The 21,299-nt window shown below is 71.9% G+C and carries 15 protein-coding genes; 6 read left to right on the top strand and 9 right to left on the bottom strand.

Features of this window, described 5'->3' with window-relative positions:
* From EYA84_RS08330 to EYA84_RS08320, 3 genes are all read right to left on the bottom strand, one after another.
* The coding region (locus EYA84_RS08330) for a dynamin family protein (protein WP_161594930.1) at nt 1-1,395 on the bottom strand (1,395 nt) is incomplete at its 3' end.
* Between the two features lie 33 nt (nt 1,396-1,428).
* Nucleotides 1,429-2,706, bottom strand: coding sequence for a DUF4407 domain-containing protein (locus tag EYA84_RS08325; RefSeq protein ID WP_131052450.1), 1,278 nt, complete (start codon nt 2,704-2,706; stop codon nt 1,429-1,431).
* Between the two features lie 237 nt (nt 2,707-2,943).
* Entirely contained in the window at nt 2,944-4,140 is a 1,197-nt protein-coding gene (locus EYA84_RS08320) for a M14 family zinc carboxypeptidase (protein ID WP_236145656.1), read from the bottom strand.
* Nucleotides 4,141-4,610: 470 nt separating this feature from the next.
* Here EYA84_RS08320 and EYA84_RS08315 point away from each other — a divergent pair, with 470 nt between their 5' ends.
* From EYA84_RS08315 to EYA84_RS08305, 3 genes are all read left to right on the top strand, one after another.
* Complete coding sequence (locus tag EYA84_RS08315; RefSeq protein WP_131052449.1) at nt 4,611-5,570, top strand: TIGR03557 family F420-dependent LLM class oxidoreductase; 960 nt, start codon at nt 4,611-4,613, stop codon at nt 5,568-5,570.
* A gap of 177 nt (nt 5,571-5,747) precedes the next feature.
* A complete protein-coding gene (locus EYA84_RS08310; protein WP_131052448.1) occupies nt 5,748-6,794 on the top strand; it encodes an NAD(P)-dependent alcohol dehydrogenase in 1,047 nt (348 codons plus the stop codon).
* Between the two features lie 107 nt (nt 6,795-6,901).
* Nucleotides 6,902-8,020, top strand: coding sequence for a sorbosone dehydrogenase family protein (locus EYA84_RS08305; RefSeq protein ID WP_162854340.1), 1,119 nt, complete (start codon nt 6,902-6,904; stop codon nt 8,018-8,020).
* A gap of 51 nt (nt 8,021-8,071) precedes the next feature.
* On the opposite strand, the gene EYA84_RS08300 is transcribed toward EYA84_RS08305, so the two are convergent.
* Together EYA84_RS08300 and EYA84_RS08295 are read right to left on the bottom strand one after the other, a co-directional pair.
* Nucleotides 8,072-9,529 (bottom strand): pentapeptide repeat-containing protein, encoded by a 1,458-nt coding sequence (locus EYA84_RS08300; protein ID WP_131052447.1) that lies wholly within the window; start codon nt 9,527-9,529, stop codon nt 8,072-8,074.
* Nucleotides 9,530-9,620: 91 nt separating this feature from the next.
* Nucleotides 9,621-10,481, bottom strand: a complete 861-nt coding sequence (locus tag EYA84_RS08295) for a LysR substrate-binding domain-containing protein (protein ID WP_131052446.1) — start codon at nt 10,479-10,481, stop codon at nt 9,621-9,623.
* A 135-nt stretch (nt 10,482-10,616) separates the two neighbouring features.
* Between EYA84_RS08295 and EYA84_RS08290 the strand changes: the two genes are divergently transcribed.
* The gene (locus EYA84_RS08290) at nt 10,617-11,606 is read left to right on the top strand and encodes a bile acid:sodium symporter family protein (RefSeq protein ID WP_131052445.1); all 990 of its coding nucleotides are present in this window, start codon (nt 10,617-10,619) and stop codon (nt 11,604-11,606) included.
* Nucleotides 11,607-11,659: 53 nt separating this feature from the next.
* Here the strand turns inward: EYA84_RS08290 and EYA84_RS08285 are convergent, their stop codons facing one another.
* Nucleotides 11,660-14,092 (bottom strand): glycogen debranching N-terminal domain-containing protein, encoded by a 2,433-nt coding sequence (locus EYA84_RS08285; protein ID WP_161594929.1) that lies wholly within the window; start codon nt 14,090-14,092, stop codon nt 11,660-11,662.
* Nucleotides 14,093-14,219: 127 nt separating this feature from the next.
* On the opposite strand from EYA84_RS08285, the gene EYA84_RS08280 reads away from it, so the two are divergent.
* Both EYA84_RS08280 and EYA84_RS08275 read left to right on the top strand, forming a co-directional pair.
* On the top strand, nt 14,220-15,002 hold the full coding sequence (locus EYA84_RS08280; RefSeq protein WP_161594928.1) for an alpha/beta fold hydrolase: 783 nt from the start codon (nt 14,220-14,222) through the stop codon (nt 15,000-15,002).
* Nucleotides 15,003-15,096: 94 nt separating this feature from the next.
* Entirely contained in the window at nt 15,097-15,483 is a 387-nt protein-coding gene (locus tag EYA84_RS08275) for a hypothetical protein (RefSeq protein WP_131052442.1), read from the top strand.
* A 43-nt stretch (nt 15,484-15,526) separates the two neighbouring features.
* Here EYA84_RS08275 and EYA84_RS08270 read toward each other — a convergent pair whose 3' ends face one another.
* The 3 genes from EYA84_RS08270 to EYA84_RS08260 all read right to left on the bottom strand — a co-directional run.
* Nucleotides 15,527-17,158, bottom strand: coding sequence for a hypothetical protein (locus EYA84_RS08270; protein WP_131052441.1), 1,632 nt, complete (start codon nt 17,156-17,158; stop codon nt 15,527-15,529).
* A gap of 141 nt (nt 17,159-17,299) precedes the next feature.
* On the bottom strand, nt 17,300-20,683 hold the full coding sequence (locus tag EYA84_RS08265) for a beta-L-arabinofuranosidase domain-containing protein (RefSeq protein ID WP_131052440.1): 3,384 nt from the start codon (nt 20,681-20,683) through the stop codon (nt 17,300-17,302).
* A 203-nt stretch (nt 20,684-20,886) separates the two neighbouring features.
* The coding region (locus EYA84_RS08260; protein ID WP_201272331.1) for a (2Fe-2S)-binding protein at nt 20,887-21,299 on the bottom strand (413 nt) is incomplete at its 5' end.

Below are 21,299 nucleotides of genomic sequence, written 5' to 3'. Positions count from 1 at the left end.
GACCGCCCGGGCCAGTGGCGCGCCGCTGTCCCCGGCGGAGAGCGCATCCCCGATCCCGTGCCAGGCCGCCATCCGCTGCTGCACGACCGTCCGGTGGGCGGCGAGCACCCCGGCCAGCTCCCGGTCCGGCTGGTACGGCATCCGATGCACGTCGATCGCGTGCAGCAGGCTGGCCAGGGCGATCCGGTCCGGGCGCTGGCCGGTCAGCTCGTACCCGGTGCGGGCCAGGTCCCGGAAGCCGGCGTCGGCGTGGGCGAGCCGGTCGATCGTGAGTGTCCCGGCGGGCACGGCCGGCGGGGTGAGCAGGTCGAACATGGTGGCCACCACGAGCACCGAATCGGCCAGCTCGGCCTTGCTGCGTCCGTGCCCGGCCAGCAGCGCCAGGAACTTCGTGGCGACCTCGGTGCCGGGCCGTTCCGCCCGCACGGTGATGAGGATGGTGTGGGTGTCGCGAAGCAGGGCGGCCGAGAGGAAGTCGTCGCGGGCGGCGCCGCGCGCGTTGAGGCCGGGGAAGTCGAGAAACTCGACCTCCTGCACGCCGGCCAGCCGGTCGACGGGCCAGCGGTCCGCCGGCACCGAGACCTGGAGGGTGATCCGCCCCAGCAGGGGAAAGATCTCCCGGAGCACCGTGGCGGTCAGCTCGGTGTGCGCCGAGAGGGGGATCGCCGGTGGACGGACCGGATAGGACGTCGGTGGTCTGCGCGAGCCGCCGATGGTCAGCCCCTCGGCGTACGCGTCCAGGTGCAGCGGCCGCGACGCCCCCGCGTTCGTCGGGTGCACCAGATCCCCGGCCCGGTCCAGGGCGTCACGGATACGCAGCAGCTCCCATGCCGAGTCCCGGATGGCCAGGAGGCTGGACTCGGGGAGCCCGCCGTCGGGACGCTCCGGCCAGACGTACCTGCGGCACCACTTCTCGAAGGTCGTCCAGCCGTCCCGCACCGGGTGGTACTCGCGCAGCGTCGACACGTCGACGGGCAGGTTGGTCTCGGCGACCGTGTTGCAGATCTTGTTGAGGACGAAGACGGCGCCGGCCGACACCTGTGCCGCCGACAGCAGGCTCACCGAGGCGGACGTCACCTCCACCGGTGAGCCGGGTGGCCCGGCGCCGAGTCGTACGGCCGTGACGTTGCCGGTCGTCGCCTCCGTCGAGACCGGCAGCAGCTCCGGACGGCCGAGCAGGGTGCCCAGCAGAAGGGACTTCCCGGCGCTGTACTCGCCCACCACGCCGATGGTCACCGGTGCCAGGCAGGCGTTCTCCAGCTCGTAGGTCTGGGCGACCAGGTCCTTGCGCAGGTCCACGAGTTCGGCGGGCGGGCTGGCGGCCTGCGTCTGCGCGCGTACCCGCTCGGCCCAGCGTCTGTACCCGTCGATCAGGTCCTGTGTGGAGTGTGACATCGGCATCTCCGCTTCGGGGATGGGTCGGGCTGGTCAGCCGCCGTTCCTGAGGTGACCCAGGCGGGTGGACTTGCGGTAGTTCTCCTCCTCGCGGGCGAGGTCGTAGAGGGTGTTGGCGCGGACCTGGTCGAGATCGGCGAGCTGGTCGACGGAGTCGCGCCCCGCCTCCAGCCAGCGCCTGGTGCGATACGCCGACAGTTCGGCCTGTGCCCGGACACGGCGGTCGTAGAGGGTCGGCGGGGCGAGCAGCTTGAGCGAGACCGGCAGCAGGTCGATGGCGAGCAGCGTCACCCGCAGGACCCAGGGGATCGCCAATACCAGCAGGTTGTCGCGGTTGGCCTGGAGGAACCGGTGCAACGCCCGCTCCTGGGTGATCCACCCGCGGTCGCCGGTGATCGCCGCGACGCTCGCGTCGATCCTGCTCTGCCGGTCGCTCTGCAGCTTTTCGATGCGCTCGTCGAGGACGGCGTTGGCGGTGGCGACCTCATCGCGGGTCTGCCGGGCGACCTTGCGCAGTCGCCGTAGCTCCGTCTCACGTTGCGCGGCTACCTGGCCGAAGCCGGGCCGTCCGCTGCCGCTGGACCCGTCCGCCTCGCCGGCCAGGGCATCCGCCGCCTCGGTGACCGCCTGCTCGGCTGCCGTGACCCGGTCGTCGTTCGCCCGCTTCTCGGACCGCAGCGCGGCGATCTCGGCGGTCTCGCCCCGGGAGTCGACCCGCTGCGCCACCGCTACCTGGTCGGTGTGGCTGCGGTCCAGCTCGCGGCGGATCTCGGACTGAAAGAGCAGCAGCAGGACGGCCTCGGTGACCAGGAAGGCGGCACCGATGGCGATGACCACCCGGAAGCCGTACTGCGACACCTGCCGACCGTGCGACCACCAGCCGGCGCGCCGCGTGCCGGATCCGGCGTCGACGTGACGGAGGTCGCCGTAGTTCGGCTCGGCCATGATCGAGCGGTCGGCCCAGAAGATCAGCACACCCCAGCCGACGGCGAACGGGATCAACGCGACGGTGAACCCGCCCCGGATCACGGACCCGAACAGGGCGAACATCACCGCCGACAGGGTCGCGATCAGCACGATGAACACGCCGATGCCGACGTAGCGGTACCGTTCCGACCGGGTCTCGACGAGGGTGCGGTCGACCCCCGCGCACCACAGGAACAGTCGGGTGAACGGGTTACGTCCGGCCGCTCGGCCCGGCGGAGTGGCCCCCGTGGGCGGCGGTGCGGCACTCGTCGCCGTCCGCAGCGCGTCGGCGCTGTCCGGGCCGAACCGGCCGCGCCGCCATCTGTTGCGCCATCTCGTCACCATGACCGCGCCACTCCCCACGACGGGCCTGCACCGCACCGGCCTGTACCGGCAACGGACAGTGTCCGGGCCGGGCCGGTGCGCAGTCCCGATCAGAAGGCGGGATGTGCGGTCTCTTCACGTGCCGGCGCTCGTGGTCGGCGAGGCCGCCGCGGCGTGGACGCGGGACGGCGGAACCCCGCCGGGAAACGGCGTCGCCCCGGCCGTAGCGGGGCCGGGGCGACGATGGTGGTCGCGGGGTCAGCTCCGCGGGACGTTCATCCGGGCGGGGATCAGGTCGTACCGCGCGGGGTCGATGTCGTCCAGGGTGCCGTCGGTGATCGAGTCGACGATGCCGAAGAGTCCGTCCTCGACCTGCTTGGTCAGCATGCCGTGCTGCTTCTGGCCCCAGGACTGGGTCTGGCCGCGCGTCTCGAACAGGATGGTGGCGCTGCCGCGCAGCGCGAACGAACCCAGCGCGGTGCCGGGCAGGTTCGTGTTCTGCGGGTAGAGCGTGACCTTGCTCTGCGGGGAGTTGCCGGACTGGAGCGCGTCGTAGACCGCGACGTTCACCCGGCGCGACGCGTCGTAGTCGAACTTGGGCCAGGTGCCGTGCTGGGCCGGGTCGGTGATGAAGCGTCCGGAGATGGAGAGGGTGGTGTAGTCGTCCATCCCCACGCCGGTGTAGCAGGCGGCCTGGTTGTGCAGGTCGGCGAAGACGTCGACGGTGCCGAACTCCCGCTCCAGCGCGCGGTAGACGTCCCGGGCGGCCTGGGCCTCCGGGGTGATGAACCAGCCGACGGAGGCGCTGTTGCCCGGGAAGTCGGCGGGCCGGGGCACGTAGTCGAGGTCGGGGTTGAAGTCGCGGTTCACGTCGAACCCGCCGACCCGGGTGTTGTAGTTCCAGGCGGTCCGGGCGTCGGACAACTGCGGGAAGTCGGCGACGACATCGGCCCACGTGCGGGCGTTCTGCCGGGTGTCCAGCTCACTGCCGTCCGGGTTGAGCTTGGGGATGGCCACCACGGTGACCGCCTTGCGGATCTCCTGGGACCGCTTCGAGTTGTTGCCGAGCGTCCGCAGGGCGTCGAGCACGGCGGCCGTACCGTGCATCTCGTTGCCGTGGATCTGGCTCTGGATCAGGACGACCCGGTCGCCCTCACCGACCCGCGCGGTCCAGATCTCGCGACCGTGATTCGAGTGCCCGGCCACGTCGACACGGACCTTGCCGTTGCTGGTGTGCTCGATCTGCCGAAGGCTCCGACGGAGTTCCTCGTGGCTGATGAAGCCCTGGACCGACTTGTTGCCGGTCTCGTTTCCGCAGTGCGATTCGAGGGGTTGGGCGACCGCCGGACCGGTGAGTGCCACCACGGCGCCGGGAGCGCCGATGAGGAGTGCGGCGGCGATCGCGACAGAACGCTTTACCCGACGCGTCGGTGATGCCGGCATGGTTGGGCTCATGAATGTCCTCCACAGTGATCGGGTGGATCTAGTCCGTCACCTAAGCACAGGCCAGGGCCGCTAGCAATGCATCGAAGAGGGATCAGCCACCGTTTGCAGCCGAATGTCGGAAGCGATTTCCTGACAGCGTTCCGGTCGATTCTCGGGAGGGTTCTCCGAGCGTGGTCGGGGAATCTCAGTAAATCCTCAGAAGGAGACCGTTCGGTCGTTCCGGGAACGCGCGACCGACTATTTTCGCGCGCCCGGATGCGGACGCTGGGGAGGCGTTTCGACAATTGTCGGACGAAGGCCCGACAATCGTAGGACCATTTCCCCGTAATCGTTCACGGTGCCTCGACAGGTGTCGCAGCCACCGCGCCGGCCGACGGAGCCGGCCGTCGGCGTCCGAGGTGTGTCCCGATTCCGCCGTCCGGTCGGTCGGACAGTGCGACAGTGGTCACCAGGCGCACGGTCGGAGGTCGGGGGAGTCGATGAGGATCGGGTACAAGCTGGCCAGTGAGGGCTTCGGGCCGAAGGAGATCATCCGGCAGGCGGTCCGGGCCGAGGAGGTCGGGTTCGACTTCGTCGAGATGAGCGACCACTTCCACCCGTGGCTGGACGGCCAGGGCCACTCCTCGTTCACCTGGACAGTGCTCGGTGCCGTCGCCGCGCGCACCGACCGGATCGGTCTGGCCACCGGCGTGACCTGCCCGACGGTGCGCTACCACCCGGCGATCATCGCGCAGGCCGCCGCCACCCTCGCGATCATCTCGGACAACCGGTTCACGCTCGGCGTCGGTGCCGGTGAGCGACTCAACGAGCACGTCGTCGGCCAGGGGTTCCCCAGCGCACGCGGGCGGCACGAACGGCTGCGGGAGGCGCTGGACATCATCCGGCTGCTCTGGTCCGGCGGCTACCACTCGTACGAGGGCAAGCACCTGCACCTGGAGGACGCGCGGGTGTTCGACCTGCCGGACCGTCCGCCGGTCATCGCCGTCGCCGCCAGCGGGGCCGTGTCGGTGGCCATCGCCGCCGAGTTGGGTGACGGTCTGTTCGCCACCGAGCCGGTGGCCGACCTGGTGCGGAACTACCAGCGGATGGGTGGTCAGGGGCCGCGCTACGCGGAGGTCCCGATGGCCTGGGCCACTGACGAGGAGCAGGCGGTGCGGGCGGCCTGGGAGACCAGCCGCTGGGCGGTCACCGGCTGGAAGGTGATGAGCGAACTGCCGAACCCGGTCAACTTCGAGGCCGCCGCGCGGACCGTCACCCCCGACGACATCCGCGCGCAGTTCGCCGTCGGCCCCGACCCGGACACGTACGTCCAGGCGGTCCGCACCTACGTCGATGCCGGCTTCGACCACATCGTGCTGCAGAACGCCGGACCGGATCCGGACGGGTTCCTCGACTTCTTCCGCGACGTCCTGGCCGAGCGCCTGCGCACCCTGGGCTGACCGCCGCAGCATCCTCGGCCGACCGTCGCAGCACCACACGCCGCGTACCCGCCTCGTCGCGGGGTGTCGCGGCGCGTCGTCGTGTCCGGCTCCGGTCAGCAGGCGCGGCTAGGCTCGATCGAGCCGCCCTCGGCCACCCCGTACGCGGCACCGTCGACCACCCCACCTGGGAGAGCTGTGACCCTCGTCAGCGCCTACACCGCCACGTCCGCGTCCGCGCCCCTCGCGCCGGGCCAGATCCGTCGGCGGGAGGTGGGGCCGCGCGACGTGCTGATCCAGATCGCCTGGTCGGGGATCTGCCACTCCGACATCCACACCGTGCGCGGCGACTGGGGCACCGTGCCGTATCCGCTGACCGTCGGGCACGAGATCGTCGGCGTCGTCACCGAGGTCGGTGCCGAGGTGACCCGGCACGCCGTGGGTGACCGGGTCGGGGTCGGCTGCATGGTCGACTCGTGCCGGGAGTGCGCCAACTGCCAGGCCGGTCAGGAGCAGTACTGCCTGCGCGGGTTCACCGACACCTACAACGCCACCGACCGGGACGGCACGGTCACCCAGGGTGGTTACTCGACGCACATCGTGGTGGACGAGCACTTCGTGCTGCGGATCCCCGAGGCGATCCCGTTCGAGAAGGCAGCGCCTCTGCTCTGCGCCGGCATCACCACGTACTCGCCGCTGCGGCACTGGAAGGCCGGGCCCGGCAGCCGGGTCGCGGTGGTCGGCCTCGGCGGTCTCGGTCACATGGCGGTCCAGCTCGCCGCCGCGATGGGCGCGGAGGTGACCGTGCTGTCCCAGACGCTGAACAAGCGCGCCGACGGGCTTCGCCTCGGCGCCGCCCACTACCACGCCACGAACGACCCGGAGACCTTCACCCGGCTGCGGTACGGCTTCGACCTGATCGTCAACACGGTGAGCGCGCAGATCGACCTGGAGGACTACCTGAACCTGCTCGCCCTGGACGGCACGCTGGTCACGGTCGGCGCGCCGCCGGAGCCGATGCCGGTCCGGATGTTCACGCTCTTCGACAACCGGCGGTCGCTGGCCGGGTCCACCATCGGCGGCATCCGGGAGACCCAGGAGATGCTCGACCTCTGCGCCGAGCGGGGGATCGCACCCGAGGTCGAGGTCATCGACGCCGCGCAGGTCAACGATGCCTGGGAGCGGGTCCTCGCCGCCGACGTGCGCTACCGGTTCGTCATCGACATCTCCACCCTGGCGGCCTGAGCCGGGGAGGCCGACGCCCCTCGGCCCGCCTTTTCCCTAATTTTCGCCGCCACCTGGTTCGCTGCTCGCGGGACCGGGACGACGCAGGAGACTGCCGAAGGAGACGAATGCGATACCGAATGTGGGCCGGATCGGCCCTGGCCGTACTGCTGGTGGCCGGGACCGCCGCGTGCGGCAACGGCGACACCGACGCCACCGGCCCCGGCCCGGATCCGGGCCCGGTGGCCACCAGTACGGCGAGCAGTTCCCCGTCGGCGGCGCCCGACCTCGACGCGGGGGAGGAGTTGGCCCGGGGCATCGACGTGCCGTGGGGGCTGGCGTTCCTGCCCGGCGGAGACGCGCTGGTCGCCGAGCGCAACACCGGGCGGGTCCTGCGGATCTCCCCGGGCGGCGGCACACCCGGCGAGGTCACCACGGTGCCCGGCGTGACCGCCGGTGGCGAGGGCGGACTCCTCGGGCTCGCCGTGTCGCCGGACTTCGCCGACGACGACCTGGTCTACGCCTACTTCACCGCCGCCGACGACAACCGCATCGTGCGGTTCCGGCTCGACGGCGGTCAGCCGGAGGTGGTGTTCTCCGGCATCCCCAAGGCCAGCTTCCACAACGGCGGACGCATCGCCTTCGGCCCCGACGGCATGCTCTACGTCGGCACCGGCGACGCCGGGGACACCGGCAGCTCCCAGGACCCGGCCAGCCCGGCCGGCAAGATCCTGCGGCTCACGCCGGAGGGCGAACCGGCACCCGGCAACCCGACCGCCGGCTCCCCGGTCTACAGCCTGGGGCACCGCAACGTGCAGGGCCTGGCCTGGGACCCGGAGGGACGGCTCTTCGCCACCGAGTTCGGCCAGAACGACGTCGACGAGGTCAACCTGATCGAGGCCGGACGCAACTACGGCTGGCCCGAGGTCGAGGGCGAGGGCGACACGGCGGGCGGACGCTACACCAACCCGCTGATCACCTGGTCCACCCGGGAGGCGTCGCCGTCCGGCATGGCGATCACCGGCGGGAACGCCTACGTCGCGGCGCTGCGCGGCGAGCGGCTCTGGGTCGTACCACTCGACGGTGACCGGCTCGGTGAGCCGTCCGCGCGTCTCGACGGGTACGGGCGGCTGCGCACCGTGCAGGTGGCCCCGGACGGGGCGCTCTGGGTCACCACCTCCAACACCGACGGGCGGGGCGACGTCCGCGACGGCGACGACCGGGTGCTGCGCTTCCCGGCCCGCTGACCCGTGACCCGGCGGGCCGGACGGTGACACCGTCGGGCCCGCCGGCGGGTGTCAGGCCACCGCGCCGTGCAGGACCACGTGCTTCGGCGGCGTGGTGCCGAACACCACGTCACCGTGGAAGACGGCGCGGCCCGACGGCCCGTCCAGGCTGAACGACACGCGGTCGAAGCGGCTGCCGTCGAGTCGGGTGGTGCCGTGGAACTGGGCGCCGGTGAAGTCGACGTGTCCGGCCTCGCCGCCGCGCAGGTCGAGGTCGACCAGGGTGGCGCCGCAGAGCCACAGGTGCACACCGCGCCACTGTCCCGGACCGGGCCGTAGCCGGTCGGCGAGCAACCGCTGCGCCAGCCGCCGTTCCCGCAGCAGGGCGTCCTGGCCGGCGGTACGGTGCGAGGCGTCCAGCGGGAACGGGACGGGCACCCGGAGGAAGGCGCAGAGCGCCGTGGCGACGCGTTGCCGCAGCTCGGGCCGGTCGTCGCCGAGGCGGGCCAGGATCCGCAGCCCGGCCGCGCGGACCACCGGGTCGGCATCGGCCAACTGCCGCGTGTACGGCCCGACCGAGGCGTCCGGCGTCAGGGGACCGCCTGCGGCGTCGACCGTCCAGCCGAACGGCCACTCCGACTCGCCGTCGTCGGTGCCGCCGGCCCAGTGGGCGCCGGTCAGGTCACCGCCGGGGTGGGTGAGGTGGCTCCGCCCGGCGAACCGGGCACCGGCGAAGGTGGCCCGGGCCCCGAACCGGGCGTGGTGGAACCAGGCGGGGCCGTCGAAGCGTACGTTCCGGAACGACACGTCCCCGACGAACCGCGCGCCGTCGCCACCCTCCGCCCAGTCCTGGTAATCCTCCACCAGGACCGCGACCGGCCAGTGTGGGTCGTCCTCGTTCGGCTCGTCCCACGGCGCCGGGGCGATCTCGTCCACCGTGTCCCACGCCTCGTCCTCCTCCCACCAGGTCTCGGCGCCCCGGCCGAACCAGGCCATGCCGGCGAACACCGCGCCGGTGAAGTCCGTCCGTCCCCGGAACCGGGTCCGGCCGAAACCGGCGTCGCCGGTGACCCGCATGCCGGTGAAGGTGGCGTCGTCGGCGAAGACCGCGCGCGGGAACGACGCGTCGCGGTCGACGGTGGCGCCCTCGAAGGCGGTGGCCCCGTGGAACCGGGTGTCGGCGAACCGGACCGCCCGCAGCCGGCAGGCGCGGAAGTCGGCGTCGTGCAGCGTCGCGCCGGACAGGTCCACGCTGATCCCGTCCCAGGGCGGGGTGCGCGGGGCCGGACCGGCGCCGCGCAACCGGTCGGTGAGCAGGCGCAGCGCCGCGCGACGTTCCTCGGTGTCGACGCCGTCCGGCGCGGGTGTGTCACGCAGCCACGCGCAGATCGTGTCGGTGATCGGCTGCCGCCGCTCGGAGTCGGTCGCGCCGAGGGCGATCAGGGCCTGCGCCGCCGCGTAGCGCGCGCCGGGCGCCGTGGTGGTGAGTCGCCGCACCGCCTCGCGGTACGCCGTCGGGGTGTCGTCCACGGCGCGAGCCTAGTACGGCGACGCCCGTCATGATCATGGCCGATGGGCCCCGTCCGCATCCGGCCGGCGGGGCCGTCCGCTGTGGCGGCGCTCAGGACGTGGGAGTGGTCCGGGCCCCGGCGGTCAGGATCGCCTCGGCCAGGGCGGCCACCGTGTCGGCGGGCGCGCTCTCGCGGTGCAGCAGGACGAACTCCACCTCGCCCAGCGGCGGCAGCCGGTGCCCGGCCGGGGCCGGCACCAACCCGGGCGGGACCAGTTCGGCCGAGTGGGCCATCAGCCCGAGACCGGCACGGGTCGCCGCCACCAGCCCGCCGAGGCTGGTGCTGGTGCAGGCGAGCTGCCAGGCCCGACCCGCCGCGCCGAGCGCGTCCAGGGCCTGCGCCCGGGAGATGCTGGGCGGCGGGTACGCGACCAGGGGCACCGCTTCGTCCGGGGCGAGCCGATGGTCGGGTGCGGCCAGCCAGATCAGCCGGTCCCGCCAGACCAGCCGACCCCGCTCCTGCCCGGCGAGGCGCTTGGCGAAGACCACGTCCAACTGCTGCGCGTCGAGCCGGTGGTGCAGGGTGCCGCTCAGGTCGACGGTCAGCTCCAGGTGCACCAGCGGATGCCGGTGCCGGAAGTCGCGCAGGACCCGGGGCAGGTGGGTGGAGATCAGGTCGTCGGAGACGCCGAGCCGAAGCCGGCCGCGTACCGGCCCGGTGGCGAAGTGTCGCCGGGCCCGGTCGCCCGCGTCCAGGATGTCGCGGGCGAAGGTCACCATCGCCTCGCCGTCGACGGTGAGGCCGACGCTGTGGGTGTCCCGCACGAACAGCGGTCGCCCGGTCTCGTCCTCCAGCCGCCGCACGTGCTGACTGACCGTGGACTGGCGCAGGCCCAACCGGGCCGCCGCCCGGGTGAAGCTCAGCGCCTGTGCCACCGCCAGGAAGCTGCGTAGCTGAACAGGGTCGTACACCCGGGAGAAGCTATCACGGTCCGTGATGGCAGTCAGCGCGATGATCGCCTTTCCCACTGATCCATCCGGGCCGACAATGGTCGGGCAGCCGCCCCCGAGGCGGCGCAGAGCAGGAGCGACCGGAGAGGAGAGGCGATGCGCTGGCCGCGTCGGCTGCCGATCGACCCGTTCATCGCGGCACTGTTCGGCACCGTGGCGCTGGCCGCCCTCCTCCCGTTGCGCGGCACGGCCGCCGAGGTGGGGCGGGTGGCGGCTGCGCTCGCGGTGGCGTTGCTCTTCTTCCTGCACGGCGCCAAGATCGCCCCGAGGGCGGCGCTCGACGGTGCCCGGCACTGGCGGCTGCACGTGGTGGTGCTGCTCGCCACGTTCGTGCTCTTCCCGCTGCTCGGGCTCGCCGCCGCGCCGCTGCGACCGGCGGTGCTGACCCCCGAGCTGTACCAGGGTCTGCTCTTCCTCTGCGCCGTGCCGTCCACGGTGCAGACCTCGATCGCGTTCACCGCCATCGCCCGGGGCAACGTGCCGGCGGCGGTCTTCACCGCCTCCTTCTCCAACATCGCCGGCATCGCGCTCACCCCGCTGCTGGTCACCCTGCTGCTCCAGGGCTCCGGCGAGGTACGGGTCAGCGCCGGCTCGATCGGCACGGTGGTGCTGCAACTGCTGGTGCCGTTCGTGGCGGGGCAACTCTCCCGCCGCTGGACCGCCGGCTGGATCGAGCGGCACCGAGCCCTGACCGGCCGGGTCGACCGGGGCGCGATCCTGCTGGTGGTCTACTCGGCCTTCAGTGCCGGCGTGGTGGCCGGGGTCTGGGACGAGGTCTCACCCGGGCGGCTGGCCGTCCTGATCGCCGTCGTCACCGGGCTGCTCGCGCTGGTGCTCGGGCTGCTGTACGCCGGTGGCCGGGTGCTCCGCTTCGACCGGCCAGACCGGGTCACGATCCTGTTCTGCGGGGCCAAGAAGAGCCTGGCCACCGGTCTGCCGATGGCGGCCGTGCTGGTGCAGCCCGAGGCGCTCGGCCTGCTGGTGCTGCCCCTGATGATCTATCACCAGATCCAACTGGTCGTCTGTGCCGCCATCGCCCGCCGCTGGGCCGACCGGCACCCCCCAACCCCCGCCGACCGCGTGTAAGGAAGGGCCCCCTACTAACGCCTCGTGTATAGGAAGGGTCCCCTCCTTACACCTCAGGGCGTACGGCGGGCACGGAACGGACGGCCCCGCCCCAGCGCGTCGGTGTACCCCCACCGACCCGGGATGTCGAGCAGCTCGATCTGGCCCATCTCCTCCGGCACCCCGGCCTCCACCGCCAGGTGGTTCGCGTACGGCTCCAGGCCGAGCAGCGTACGCAGCACCATCAGGGGCGTACCGCTGGACGGGGCGTACGGGCTGTCGGCGAGCCCGTACGGCACCGGGACCTTGGTGGCGGCCCGGTCGTAGCCGGTGAGGTACGCGGGCAACCGGCCGTCGAAGTAGCGGCTCGCCTCCAGCATGCCCTCGGCGATGCGCGCCGCCTCGGCCCGGAACCCGGCCCGACACAGTCCCCAGGCGATCATCGAGTTGTCCCAGGGCCAGACCGCACCGGTGTGGCGACCGAGCGGGTTGTAGCCGGGTTCGTCCTCGGCGACGGTGCGGATGCCCCAGCCCGACCAGAGGCCGGGACCGAACAGGTGCCGCACCACGTCGTCGCGCCGCGACATCGGGACCATGTCGCTCCAGAGCAGGTGGCCCATGTTCGAGGCCAGCCCGTCCACGGGTCGACCGTCGGCGGAGAGCGCCACCGCGTAGTGCCCCCGGTCGGGCAGCCAGAAATCCCGGTCGAAGCGGTCCTGCAACTCGGCGGCCTCGCGTTCCAGCCGGTCGGCCCACTCCAGGTCCTGCCAGAACAGGCGCGCCATCCGGGCGGCCCGCCGTTTGGCGTCGTAGGTGTAGCCCTGGACCTCGCAGGTCGCCTGCGGGAATCCGGCCGGACGGCCGTCGGCGAAGCAGATCGCGTGCGCCGAACTGCGCCAGGTGCCGCCCACCTCCTCGGTGCGGCTGGTCTGGCAACCGGCCCAGACGTAACCGGTCCGCTGCGGGTCGGCGGGGCCGTCGAGCCAGGCGATGGCCGCCCGCACCTCGTACTCGTACCCACGGACCAGGTCGGCGTCGCCGGTCCACCGCTCGTACTCGTCGAGCAGGATGACGAAGAGGGCGGTGGTGTCGACGGCGGTGAAGTTGGCCGACTCGGGGGTGTCGTTGAAGGCTGCCGAGTCGCCGTACCGGCACTCCTGGACGATCTTGCCCGGCTGCTCGCCCCGGAACGGGTCGTCCCGTGCGCCCTGGGTCAGCGCCAGGATGCGCAGGGTCCGGGCCGCCCGTTCCGGCAGGAAGGGCAGCGCCTGGAAGCTGCTGATCAGGCTCTCCCGGACCAGCAGGGTCATCGACCAGGGCAGGCCGGTGGCGGGCAGGCCGTCGAGGTAGTTGAGGCCGGGATAGTGCAGTGCGGCGAGGTCGCGCACGGACCGCTCGTACGCGTGCTGCAACGGCTCGTAGTCGGCACGCAGTCGGGGTGCCGACGCGGTCAACCGGGCGATGTCGGTCGGGACCCGCCTGTCGGAGCGCCCGGTGGAACTGTTCAGCCGTTCCCGCAGGTCGCGGCTGTGCAGGTCGCGGACGAGGGTGAGTACCCGCAGCCGGGTGCTCCAGGCGCTCTTCGCGTCGACCGTGACGGTGAAGGTCAGCCCGTCCTCGTCGATCCGGGCCGGTTCGCTCGCCGTGACCACCGTCTCCCGGTGCAGGCTCTCCCGCTTGTAGTGCAGCCGCAGCGTGTCCTGCTCCACCAGGGCGACCACCGGTCGGTCCCGGCGCAGCCCGCTGCGGACCTCGGGGACTTCGGCGAAGTCCGCGGCGACCGCCAGCCGCATGGTGTACCGCACCGGTGCGGGCGCGTGGTTGAGCAGGGTGATCTCCTCCTGGAACTCCTTGTCCACCTGGCGTCGCCGCATGACCGAGGTGGTCGCGCTGACGTAGTGGGTGGGCTCGCCGGGCACCAGCCCGAACCGGGACTCCCAGGTGTTCACCGCGTCGTGGGAGAGCACCGAGAGTTGCTCCCCGTCGAGGGTCAGGTCCCAGGTGGACAGGAACCGGGTGTCGAAGAAGTAGAGGCCCATCGGGGTGGTCGGCGAAGTCCCGACGTTCCCGTTGGCTTCGCTGATCATGAACAGGCTGCCCGCGAAGATGCGGGTGGCCTGCTGGAGTCCGACCAGACCGGGTTCGGCGAAGGTCGTACCCGGTGTGGCCGGCTCGACGGCGACGCTGTTGGCGGCCACCGGCAGCAGTCGGCGGAAGAGGTGCATCAGGGCGAGGTCGCCCCCGACCGATAGCACTCCCCGGAACAGCATGGAGACGAAGTGGTCGCGGCCGGCGAGGAGACGCTCGAACGAGGCCCGGCTCATCTCCACCCGGCAGTCGGCGTCGGTGCCGTCCCGGTACGCCCGGGCGCGGCCGTCGGCGAGCGCGACGAACCAGGTGTCGTGCCCGTCGAAGTCGAAGCGGAGCACCCCGGTGGGTGTGGTGGGCAGGCGGCCGGGCGGAGTCTCGGCCAGGCTCGCGAAGAAGCTGTCGAGCACTCCGTCCACCTGCCCCTCCCCGTCCACTGCCGTGTCGGCAACGCGGTAAATCGGACATACAACATATAATTGTCTTCTGGTGTGGGGTCGTGCTTCAGTGGAAGTACGGGGCACATCAGTCCGGGGAGGTGCGACGGTGGACGGACGGGTCGCGGCAGGAGTGCGCTACCACACGTACGGGCCCGGGCGGGGCGGCACGTTCCTGCTCGTCCACGGCTGGTGCGGTGACCACACGTACCTGGAACCGGTGGCCCGTCACCTGGCCGCCCGGCCGGCCCGGGTGATCGCCGTCGACATGCCCGGCCACGGCGACAGTCAGCCCTCGCCCGACGGGTACGGCGTCGACCAGATGGGCGGTCACCTGCGCGCCCTGGCCGAGGCGCTGGACCTGCGCCGGGTCACGGTGATCGGGCACAGCCTCGGCGGGGTCTGGTCGTTGGCCGCCGCAGCCGCCGACCGGAGTCGGTTCACCGGCCTGGTGATGCTGGACTCCGCGGTGGCCGGGCCGCCCGGGGCCGCCGACGCGATCGGCGAGGTGGCCGAATCACTGCGCGACGACACGTCGGGCACGGCCCGGGAGCAGATCGTCCGTTCGTACTTCCGGCCCTACTCCGAGCCGCGCCTGGTGGAGCGGGTGGTCCGGGCGATGGGCCGACCCTCCACCGAGATCGCCTACGAGCCGATCGCCGGACTGGCCGCGTACGTGCGGCAGGGCGGCGACGTGGCGGCGCTGACCACCTGGGCCCGGCCGCTGCTGATGGTCGGCACCGACCAGCCCTTCTCCGACTACGCCCACCTCACCCGACTCGTCCCCGAGTCGCACATCGGGCAGACCGCCGGCTCCGGGCACTTCGTGCAACTGGAGGTTCCGGAACAGGTGAACGCGATGATCGACCGCTATCTGGAGATCACCCGCTGAACGCGCCGGACACTCGGCGGGCGCCGGAGCGGAACGCGCCGACCGGCCGGCGGCACCACGGGCCGCCGTCGGGTCGACGGACGACGGGGGAGTGGTGACGAGGGGCGAGGTACGCGCACGGGCGTTGCTGCTGGCGGGGGTGCTGCTCGGCGCGGCCGGGATCTTCGACGCGGTGGCGGCCGGCGCCGACCTGACCGGCGACCGGTACGTCTCGTTCGGCGACGGCGTCGTCCACCGGCACGACATCACCGGGTGGGTCTGGCTGCGGCTGGCCGCCGGGGTGGGTGTCGCCCTGGCCGGGGCGCTCGTACCCCTGGGCCGTCGCTGGTCGGGGCTGCTCGCGCTGGCCGCCGTCGCGGTCTTCGTCGTGCTGCACCTGTTCCTCTTCACCTACCACCCGGTGCAGACGGTGCTGGTGCTCGGACCGGCGTTGGCCGCCGCCAGGCTGATCCTCCTGCACCGCGCCTCGCCGGCCCCCTGAACCGCGCGCGACCCGGTGAAAGGCGGTGCCGGCGCCGACCGGGTCAGCGGGTCGGCAGGCAGACCTTGCCGGTGAACGCGGGGTCCGGCTGCTGGAACGCCGCCCAGGCCGGGTTGGCCGCGATGGCCAACGGCGGTGCCTGCCACGCGGCGCCGAGCCGCTGGAGCAGCGGATACTCGTCGCGCTCCTGCTCGATCGACTCGCCGGAGAGGAAGGCGACCAGCCGTTCCTCGACCAGCGCGCGGTCGAGCAGGCCGCCGTGGACGCCGGGCATCTGGAACACCGGGATGTCGGCGTAGTCGCCGGGTGGCGCCTCGGCGGCGGTGCTGGTGGGGACGAAGGCGACGATCCGTACGCCGGGCACCGGGCACATGAGCTGGTTGCGGTAGAACGGCGCGTTGTCGACCAGGGACCGGATGAACGGCTCGTCCGGACCGGTGCCGGCACCACCGCCCTTGTGCAGTACGCCGAACATGAGACGCAACTGCCACCCGGTGACCACGCCCCAGCCCCGGTCCTGGTGCGGTGGCGGATAGTAGGCGCGCCCCGCGTTGATCAGTGGGCTGAACATCGCCAGCGCGTCGACCGCCGGATGGGCGCCCTCCTGGAGGTAGGTGCGGGCGACCATGGCCCCCTCACTCTCACCGAGCAGCGCGATCGGCCGACCGGTACGCCTGTGCAGCCGCTGCACCTGCTCGCCGAGCAGCCGTGCGCTCTGCGCCACCGAGATCGTGGTGTCGCGTGGCGCGTACGGCAGGGGTGTGCCGTCCGGGTCCAGCCCCCGGTAGGAGAACCGCTCGACGCGGTCGTCGACCGGCGCCTCGCCGCCGTACGCGGAGCCGTAGCCGGCGAGGACGATGATCGCCTGCGGGACCTCCGGCGGCAGCGGATGGTCCAGCACCATCGTCTCGGCCTGGAGGTTCTTGCCCGGCACCGCGTGCATCAGCGGCGGGATGAGCAGCGGCACCGCCAGGGCGAGTACGGCCGCGACCGGGGTCGCCGGCAGCCACGCCAACCGGATGCGGTGCGCGCTCAGGGCGGCGTGCACCGTCCGGTCCCAGAGCAGCCCGTTCACGATGCCTGCCGTGGCGGCCACCGGCACGGTCCACCAGCCCGGCACGCTCCAGCAGAGCGCACCGGCCATGGTCAGCACCACGAAGTTCAGCAGCGACCAGCCGACCAGGGACAGCGACGGCAGTCCGCGCCACCAGGGACCGACCACGGCGGCCCGTTGCAGGAACGGTGCCAGCAGGAACATCGGTAGCAGGGAGGCCAGCAGCACCCAGGAGAGCGCCACCACCGACGCGGCCACCGAGATCAACGCCCACGGCGCCACGATCACCGCCACCAGCAGGGCCAGCCCCAGGCTGCGCCGCAGCAGCCACCGCACCGGCGGGCGGGGCACCCCGTCCGGCCAGGCGAGCACCACCAGCACGGTGTGGAACACGCCCCGCGCCACCACCAGCACGCCGAACCAGAACAGGAACTTCGGCCAGGACTCGTGGTAGACGTACAGCCACCGCAGGTCGTGGTAGGTGTCGTACGGCCAGACGGCCGAGGTCTGCGGTGCGAGCCCGGTGGCGGCGACGAAGCCCAGGGCGACCAGGACGGTGGCCTCGACGGTCGGCGGCACGGCGGTGAGCAGCAGCAGTCCCGCCCGTCTGCGCTGCCGCATCCTGCCTCCCCGCCGTCTCCTCCCTGGCAGACTCCACCGGGAACGGCCGTCGTGTCGGGCAGTTCGGCAACTTCGCGGCGAGCGGGTGGGCGGCAGACCGGGTGACGACGCCCCGGGCGGGCGCCGCCACCCGGCAGAGCACTAGCCGAGCGCCGGGTACGGGGCCTCGACCTCGGTGACGATCTCCTCGCCGTCGACGGTGCCGGTGATCCGGACGGTGGCGGTGCCGGCCGGTACCGCCGCGGCGCGCGTGGTGAACTGCTGGAAGGCGCTCCTGCCCGGGGCGACGCCGGTCACCGTCCGCGAGCCGAACGCGGTGACCAGCTCGATGGTGAGCGGCACCTGGTCGTCGTTGCGGGCGGAGACGGAGACGTACGCCGTGCCGCCGATGCGGTGCGTCTTCGCGGTCACCTCGACATCGAACGAGGACCCGGGGTCGAGTTCGGCCCTGGCCCGGGTGGCGTCAGCGACGATCCGGTCGCGTTGCGCGGCGGTGAAGACGTCCGCGTCGACGAAGGCGTCGGCGATGCGGGTGACGGCCGTGACGAACTGACCGTGGCCGGCGAACGGCGCCTCGTCCCAGAGCAGGTCGAGGAAGGTCGGACCGTCGGTGCCGGGTGACGGCACTCCGGTGACCGGGATGTCGTACGCGGGCAGGCCGTCGTTGCGCTTGTGGTTGGGTACGCCGGTGTCGATGCCGCCGAACACGACCGTCGGTTCGACCCGCCGGAAGTACGACGAGACGGCCTGGGTGTCGGCGACGTAGTACGGCCGCAGGGTGAACCCGTGCGTGGCGAAGAGCTGGTCACCGGCGGCCGTGGTGCTGCTCGGGGTGATGGCGGCCCGGCTGTAGTCGCCGTCGCGCCGGAGGTGGCGGTACAACGACAGCTCCCGGAAGGCGCCCCCACCGGGGTTGCCGAGGATCTGCAGCAGCACCGGTCCCCAGAACAGGGCCTGGGTGTCGGGGCGGTCGATGGCGCGTTCGATGCGGATGCTGAACGGCATCCGGATGTCGACCGTGTCGCCGGAGCGCCAGGTGCGGCTCAGTGTCAGGTAGCTGCCCGGGGTGGCGGTGTGCTGGTGTGCGACACCGTTGACGCTGACCTGGAAGCCCTTGCGCACCCAGGCCGGTACGCGAAGCTTGATCTCCAGTGGACCGCTGCCGTTGACGGTCAGCCGGGTGTGGTCCCGGCGGGGGTAGTCCGTCTCCTGGACGACGGTGAGGTCCTTCTCCGACCACGTCAGGGTCGACGGCACGTACAGGTTGACCCAGAGGGTGGAGTCGTCGGCGGACTTGAAGTAGATCGTCTCCTGGTACTTGGTGTGGTTCTCCACCCCGGTGCCGCCGCAGCAGGTGCCGGTGTTGCCGTAGCCACGGGCGGCCCCCGGGGTCAACGGCTGGAAGTAGGTGACCTGCGGGTTGCTGACGGTGGTGGTGTCGGCGCGTGACCCGGCGATCTGGTTGATCAGGCCCCGCTCGTAGTAGTCCAGGTACGCCGGGTCCTGCTCGTGCAGGAACAGGTTGCGGGCGAGTTTGATCAGGTTGTACGTGGTGCAGGTCTCGGCACCGCCCTGGGCGATCGAGTTGGCGATGTTGTCCCGGTTCTGGAACAGCTCGATGTTGTTGTTCGAGCCGGGGTAGTTGCCGCCGGTGCCGCCGTTGGCGTACGCGCGGTGCGGGACCACCATGCCGAAGAAGTTCTTCGCGGCCTGGAAGTACTCGGTGTCGCCGCTGTGTTCGTACACGCGCAGGTAGCCGACGAACTGCGGCACGTGCGAGTTGGCGTGCAAGCGGTCGGGGCGGCGTCGTCCCGGGTTGGTGGCCGGGGTGGTCACGAGGATGTCCCGGTTCTCCACGCAGGCGTCGAAGAGCGACTCGCGGTTGTCGAAAAGCCTGGCGGTCTCCAGGTGCCGACTGTCGCCGGTGAGCGCGGAGATCTCCGGGAACACCTCGTTCACGCCGCCGGTCTCGCCCGCGATGTAGAGGTCCCACATGTAGTTCAGGTTGTCCCGGGTGATCGGTCCCGGATAGCCGGGGTGGTTCTTGTCGCCGACCGTCAGCGCCAGGTGCGCCCAGTCGGCCATCCTGGTCACCACGTCGAGCGCGGTGGCGTTGTCGGTGTGGTAATACGCGTCGAGCAGACCACGCATGATCTTGTGCTGGGTGTACCAGGGGGCCCAGGTGTTCGTGGCCGCGTTGCTGCCGTACACCGCCCACCGGGGCGGCCCGAGTCGCAGCACCGCGTCCTCGGGGATGGCACCGAGGTAGCCGGGGTGGGTCGGCACCCACAGCTCGGTCCCGCCGCTCTGCGTGGCGACGATCCCGCCGTCGCGGCCGTTCGGTGACGAGTCCAGGATCGTCGAGCCGCCCTCCTCCTCGAACCGGTACCAGGCGATCGAGCCGCCTCCGGTGCTGCCGGCGGGGGAGTTCTGCAGGGACGCCACCTCCTGTGCGCTGAGCGCCCGGTCGAAGATGTGGAACTCGTCGACGGTGGCGTTGAGCATCGGGTCGCCGTACTGCGACCGACCGATCCACCGGTTGCCGGGGTTCCCCAGGTTCGCCGGACTCAACGTCATGCTCGTGTTCTGGCCGACCTGGACGCCGTTGACGTACAACGTGCCGGTGTTCTGGGTGAGGGTGACGGCCAGGTGCACCCACTGGTTGACGGGCAACGCGGTGGTGCCGTTGATCTGCTGTTCGCCGGCGCTGCCGCCGACGGTGATCGCGAACCGGGGTGCGTTACCGGTCGATCCGGCACGCGGGGCGAGGAACATGTTCACCGTGCTGTTCTGACCGAAGTCGAACAACCGGCTCCAGTTCTGCGTGGCCGCCAGGTTGACCCAGGTCGCGATGGTGAAGTCGGTGAGCTGGCTGATCGCCTCCTGCGGCAGCGTCACGTGCTCGGCCCGGCTGGGACCGCCCAGTCGCAGGCCGCTGCCGAACCGGCCGGGCACCCGGTCGATCTCCGGCTCCTCCGGCTCCTGCGGATCGCCGCCCGGATCGCCGGTGCCCATCCGGGCCGTGATGGCCGCCTGGCAGGCGGCGAGTTCGCCGACCATCCAGTCGAGCTTGTTCTTGAAGATCGGTTCACCGAGGTCGGCGTATCCCTGCGCGAGGGCGGTCATGACGTGCCCGGCCCAGTGGCCGCTGAGCAGGCCGCCGTCCTCCCAGCCGCCGGGTGTGGTGACCCCGGCCGGGTTGGGTCGGCCCGCCTGGTTGTTGAACAGCACCAGGAAGCGCCGCTCGTCGAGTTGCCGCAGGTAGTTCTTCATCCGGTCCCGCTTCTCCTGGAGCAGGCCGTCGCCGAGCCGGACGTCACGGAGCGGGAACGGCCGGACCGGTGCGGTGCCGCCCGGCCCGGGATCGGCGAGGCGTGGCGCGGGCGTACCGGGGCCCGAACCCGGGGTCGGTGCCGCCTGTGCGGCGGTCGGGAAGGCACTCGCGGTGGCGACCGCGGCTACTCCGGCGGCGGACACCTGCAGGACCTGACGTCGACTCACGGGGATCTCAACGGATTCAGCCACTTAGGATCGTCCTTCCAGGTGGGGTACGGCTCGACCGGTGCGGCGGCGCGGGGTGGATTGTCAGCGAGTGTGAGCGTTAACTTTCCGCTCGTCAATCCCGTGACCCGGTGATGTGCGGAGTGCGAAACCGGTAGGTAACGACGCGATGTTAACGCTCACAGACGCGATTACCTGGGGTTCTCGGGCGCCGTGGGGGCGTCCGCCTAGCGGTGATCCACCCCGGATCCGTCCTCCTCGGACGCGGCCAGTCGTCCCAGCGACAGCGGGGCGGCGATCGGTCGTTCCGCGAAGGCCCGCAGGTCCGCCCCGGTGACCGCCCGACCGGCGTGGTGGGCGGTCAGGCAGGCGGTGGCGAAGCCGCACACCCGGCCCTGGCACCAGCCCATCCCCGGCCGGGCCAGCAGCTTGACGGTGCGGGCCTCGGTAGCGCCCAGCAACTCCACGGTCTGCCGGATCTCGCCCGCGTCGACCTCCTCGCACCGGCAGACCACGGTCTCGTCGGCACACCGCGCGAGTACGTCGTCGGGGATCGGGTAGGCCCGGTGCAGGGCGGCGGCGAACCGGCGCAGGGCACGGCGTCGACGACGTGCCGCCCGATCCCCGGGCAGCGGTCCGG

The sequence above is a fragment of the Verrucosispora sp. SN26_14.1 genome (assembly GCF_004307965.1).
GTDB lineage: Bacteria > Actinomycetota > Actinomycetes > Mycobacteriales > Micromonosporaceae > Micromonospora.
The sequence above is the reverse complement of the archived record's forward strand: the minus strand, read 5'-3'. Positions and strand labels throughout refer to the sequence as shown.

Bases quoted from the DNA above. Each gene is read 5' to 3' on its own strand.
- EYA84_RS08305 (WP_162854340.1), top strand. From the start codon at position 6,902: ATGCGATACCGAATGTGGGCCGGATCGGCCCTGGCCGTACTGCTGGTG.
- EYA84_RS08320 (WP_236145656.1), bottom strand. From the start codon at position 4,140: ATGAGCCCAACCATGCCGGCATCACCGACGCGTCGGGTAAAGCGTTCT.
- EYA84_RS08270 (WP_131052441.1), bottom strand. From the start codon at position 17,158: ATGCGGCAGCGCAGACGGGCGGGACTGCTGCTGCTCACCGCCGTGCCG.
- EYA84_RS08325 (WP_131052450.1), bottom strand. From the start codon at position 2,706: ATGGTGACGAGATGGCGCAACAGATGGCGGCGCGGCCGGTTCGGCCCG.
- EYA84_RS08290 (WP_131052445.1), top strand. From the start codon at position 10,617: ATGCGCTGGCCGCGTCGGCTGCCGATCGACCCGTTCATCGCGGCACTG.
- EYA84_RS08315 (WP_131052449.1), top strand. From the start codon at position 4,611: ATGAGGATCGGGTACAAGCTGGCCAGTGAGGGCTTCGGGCCGAAGGAG.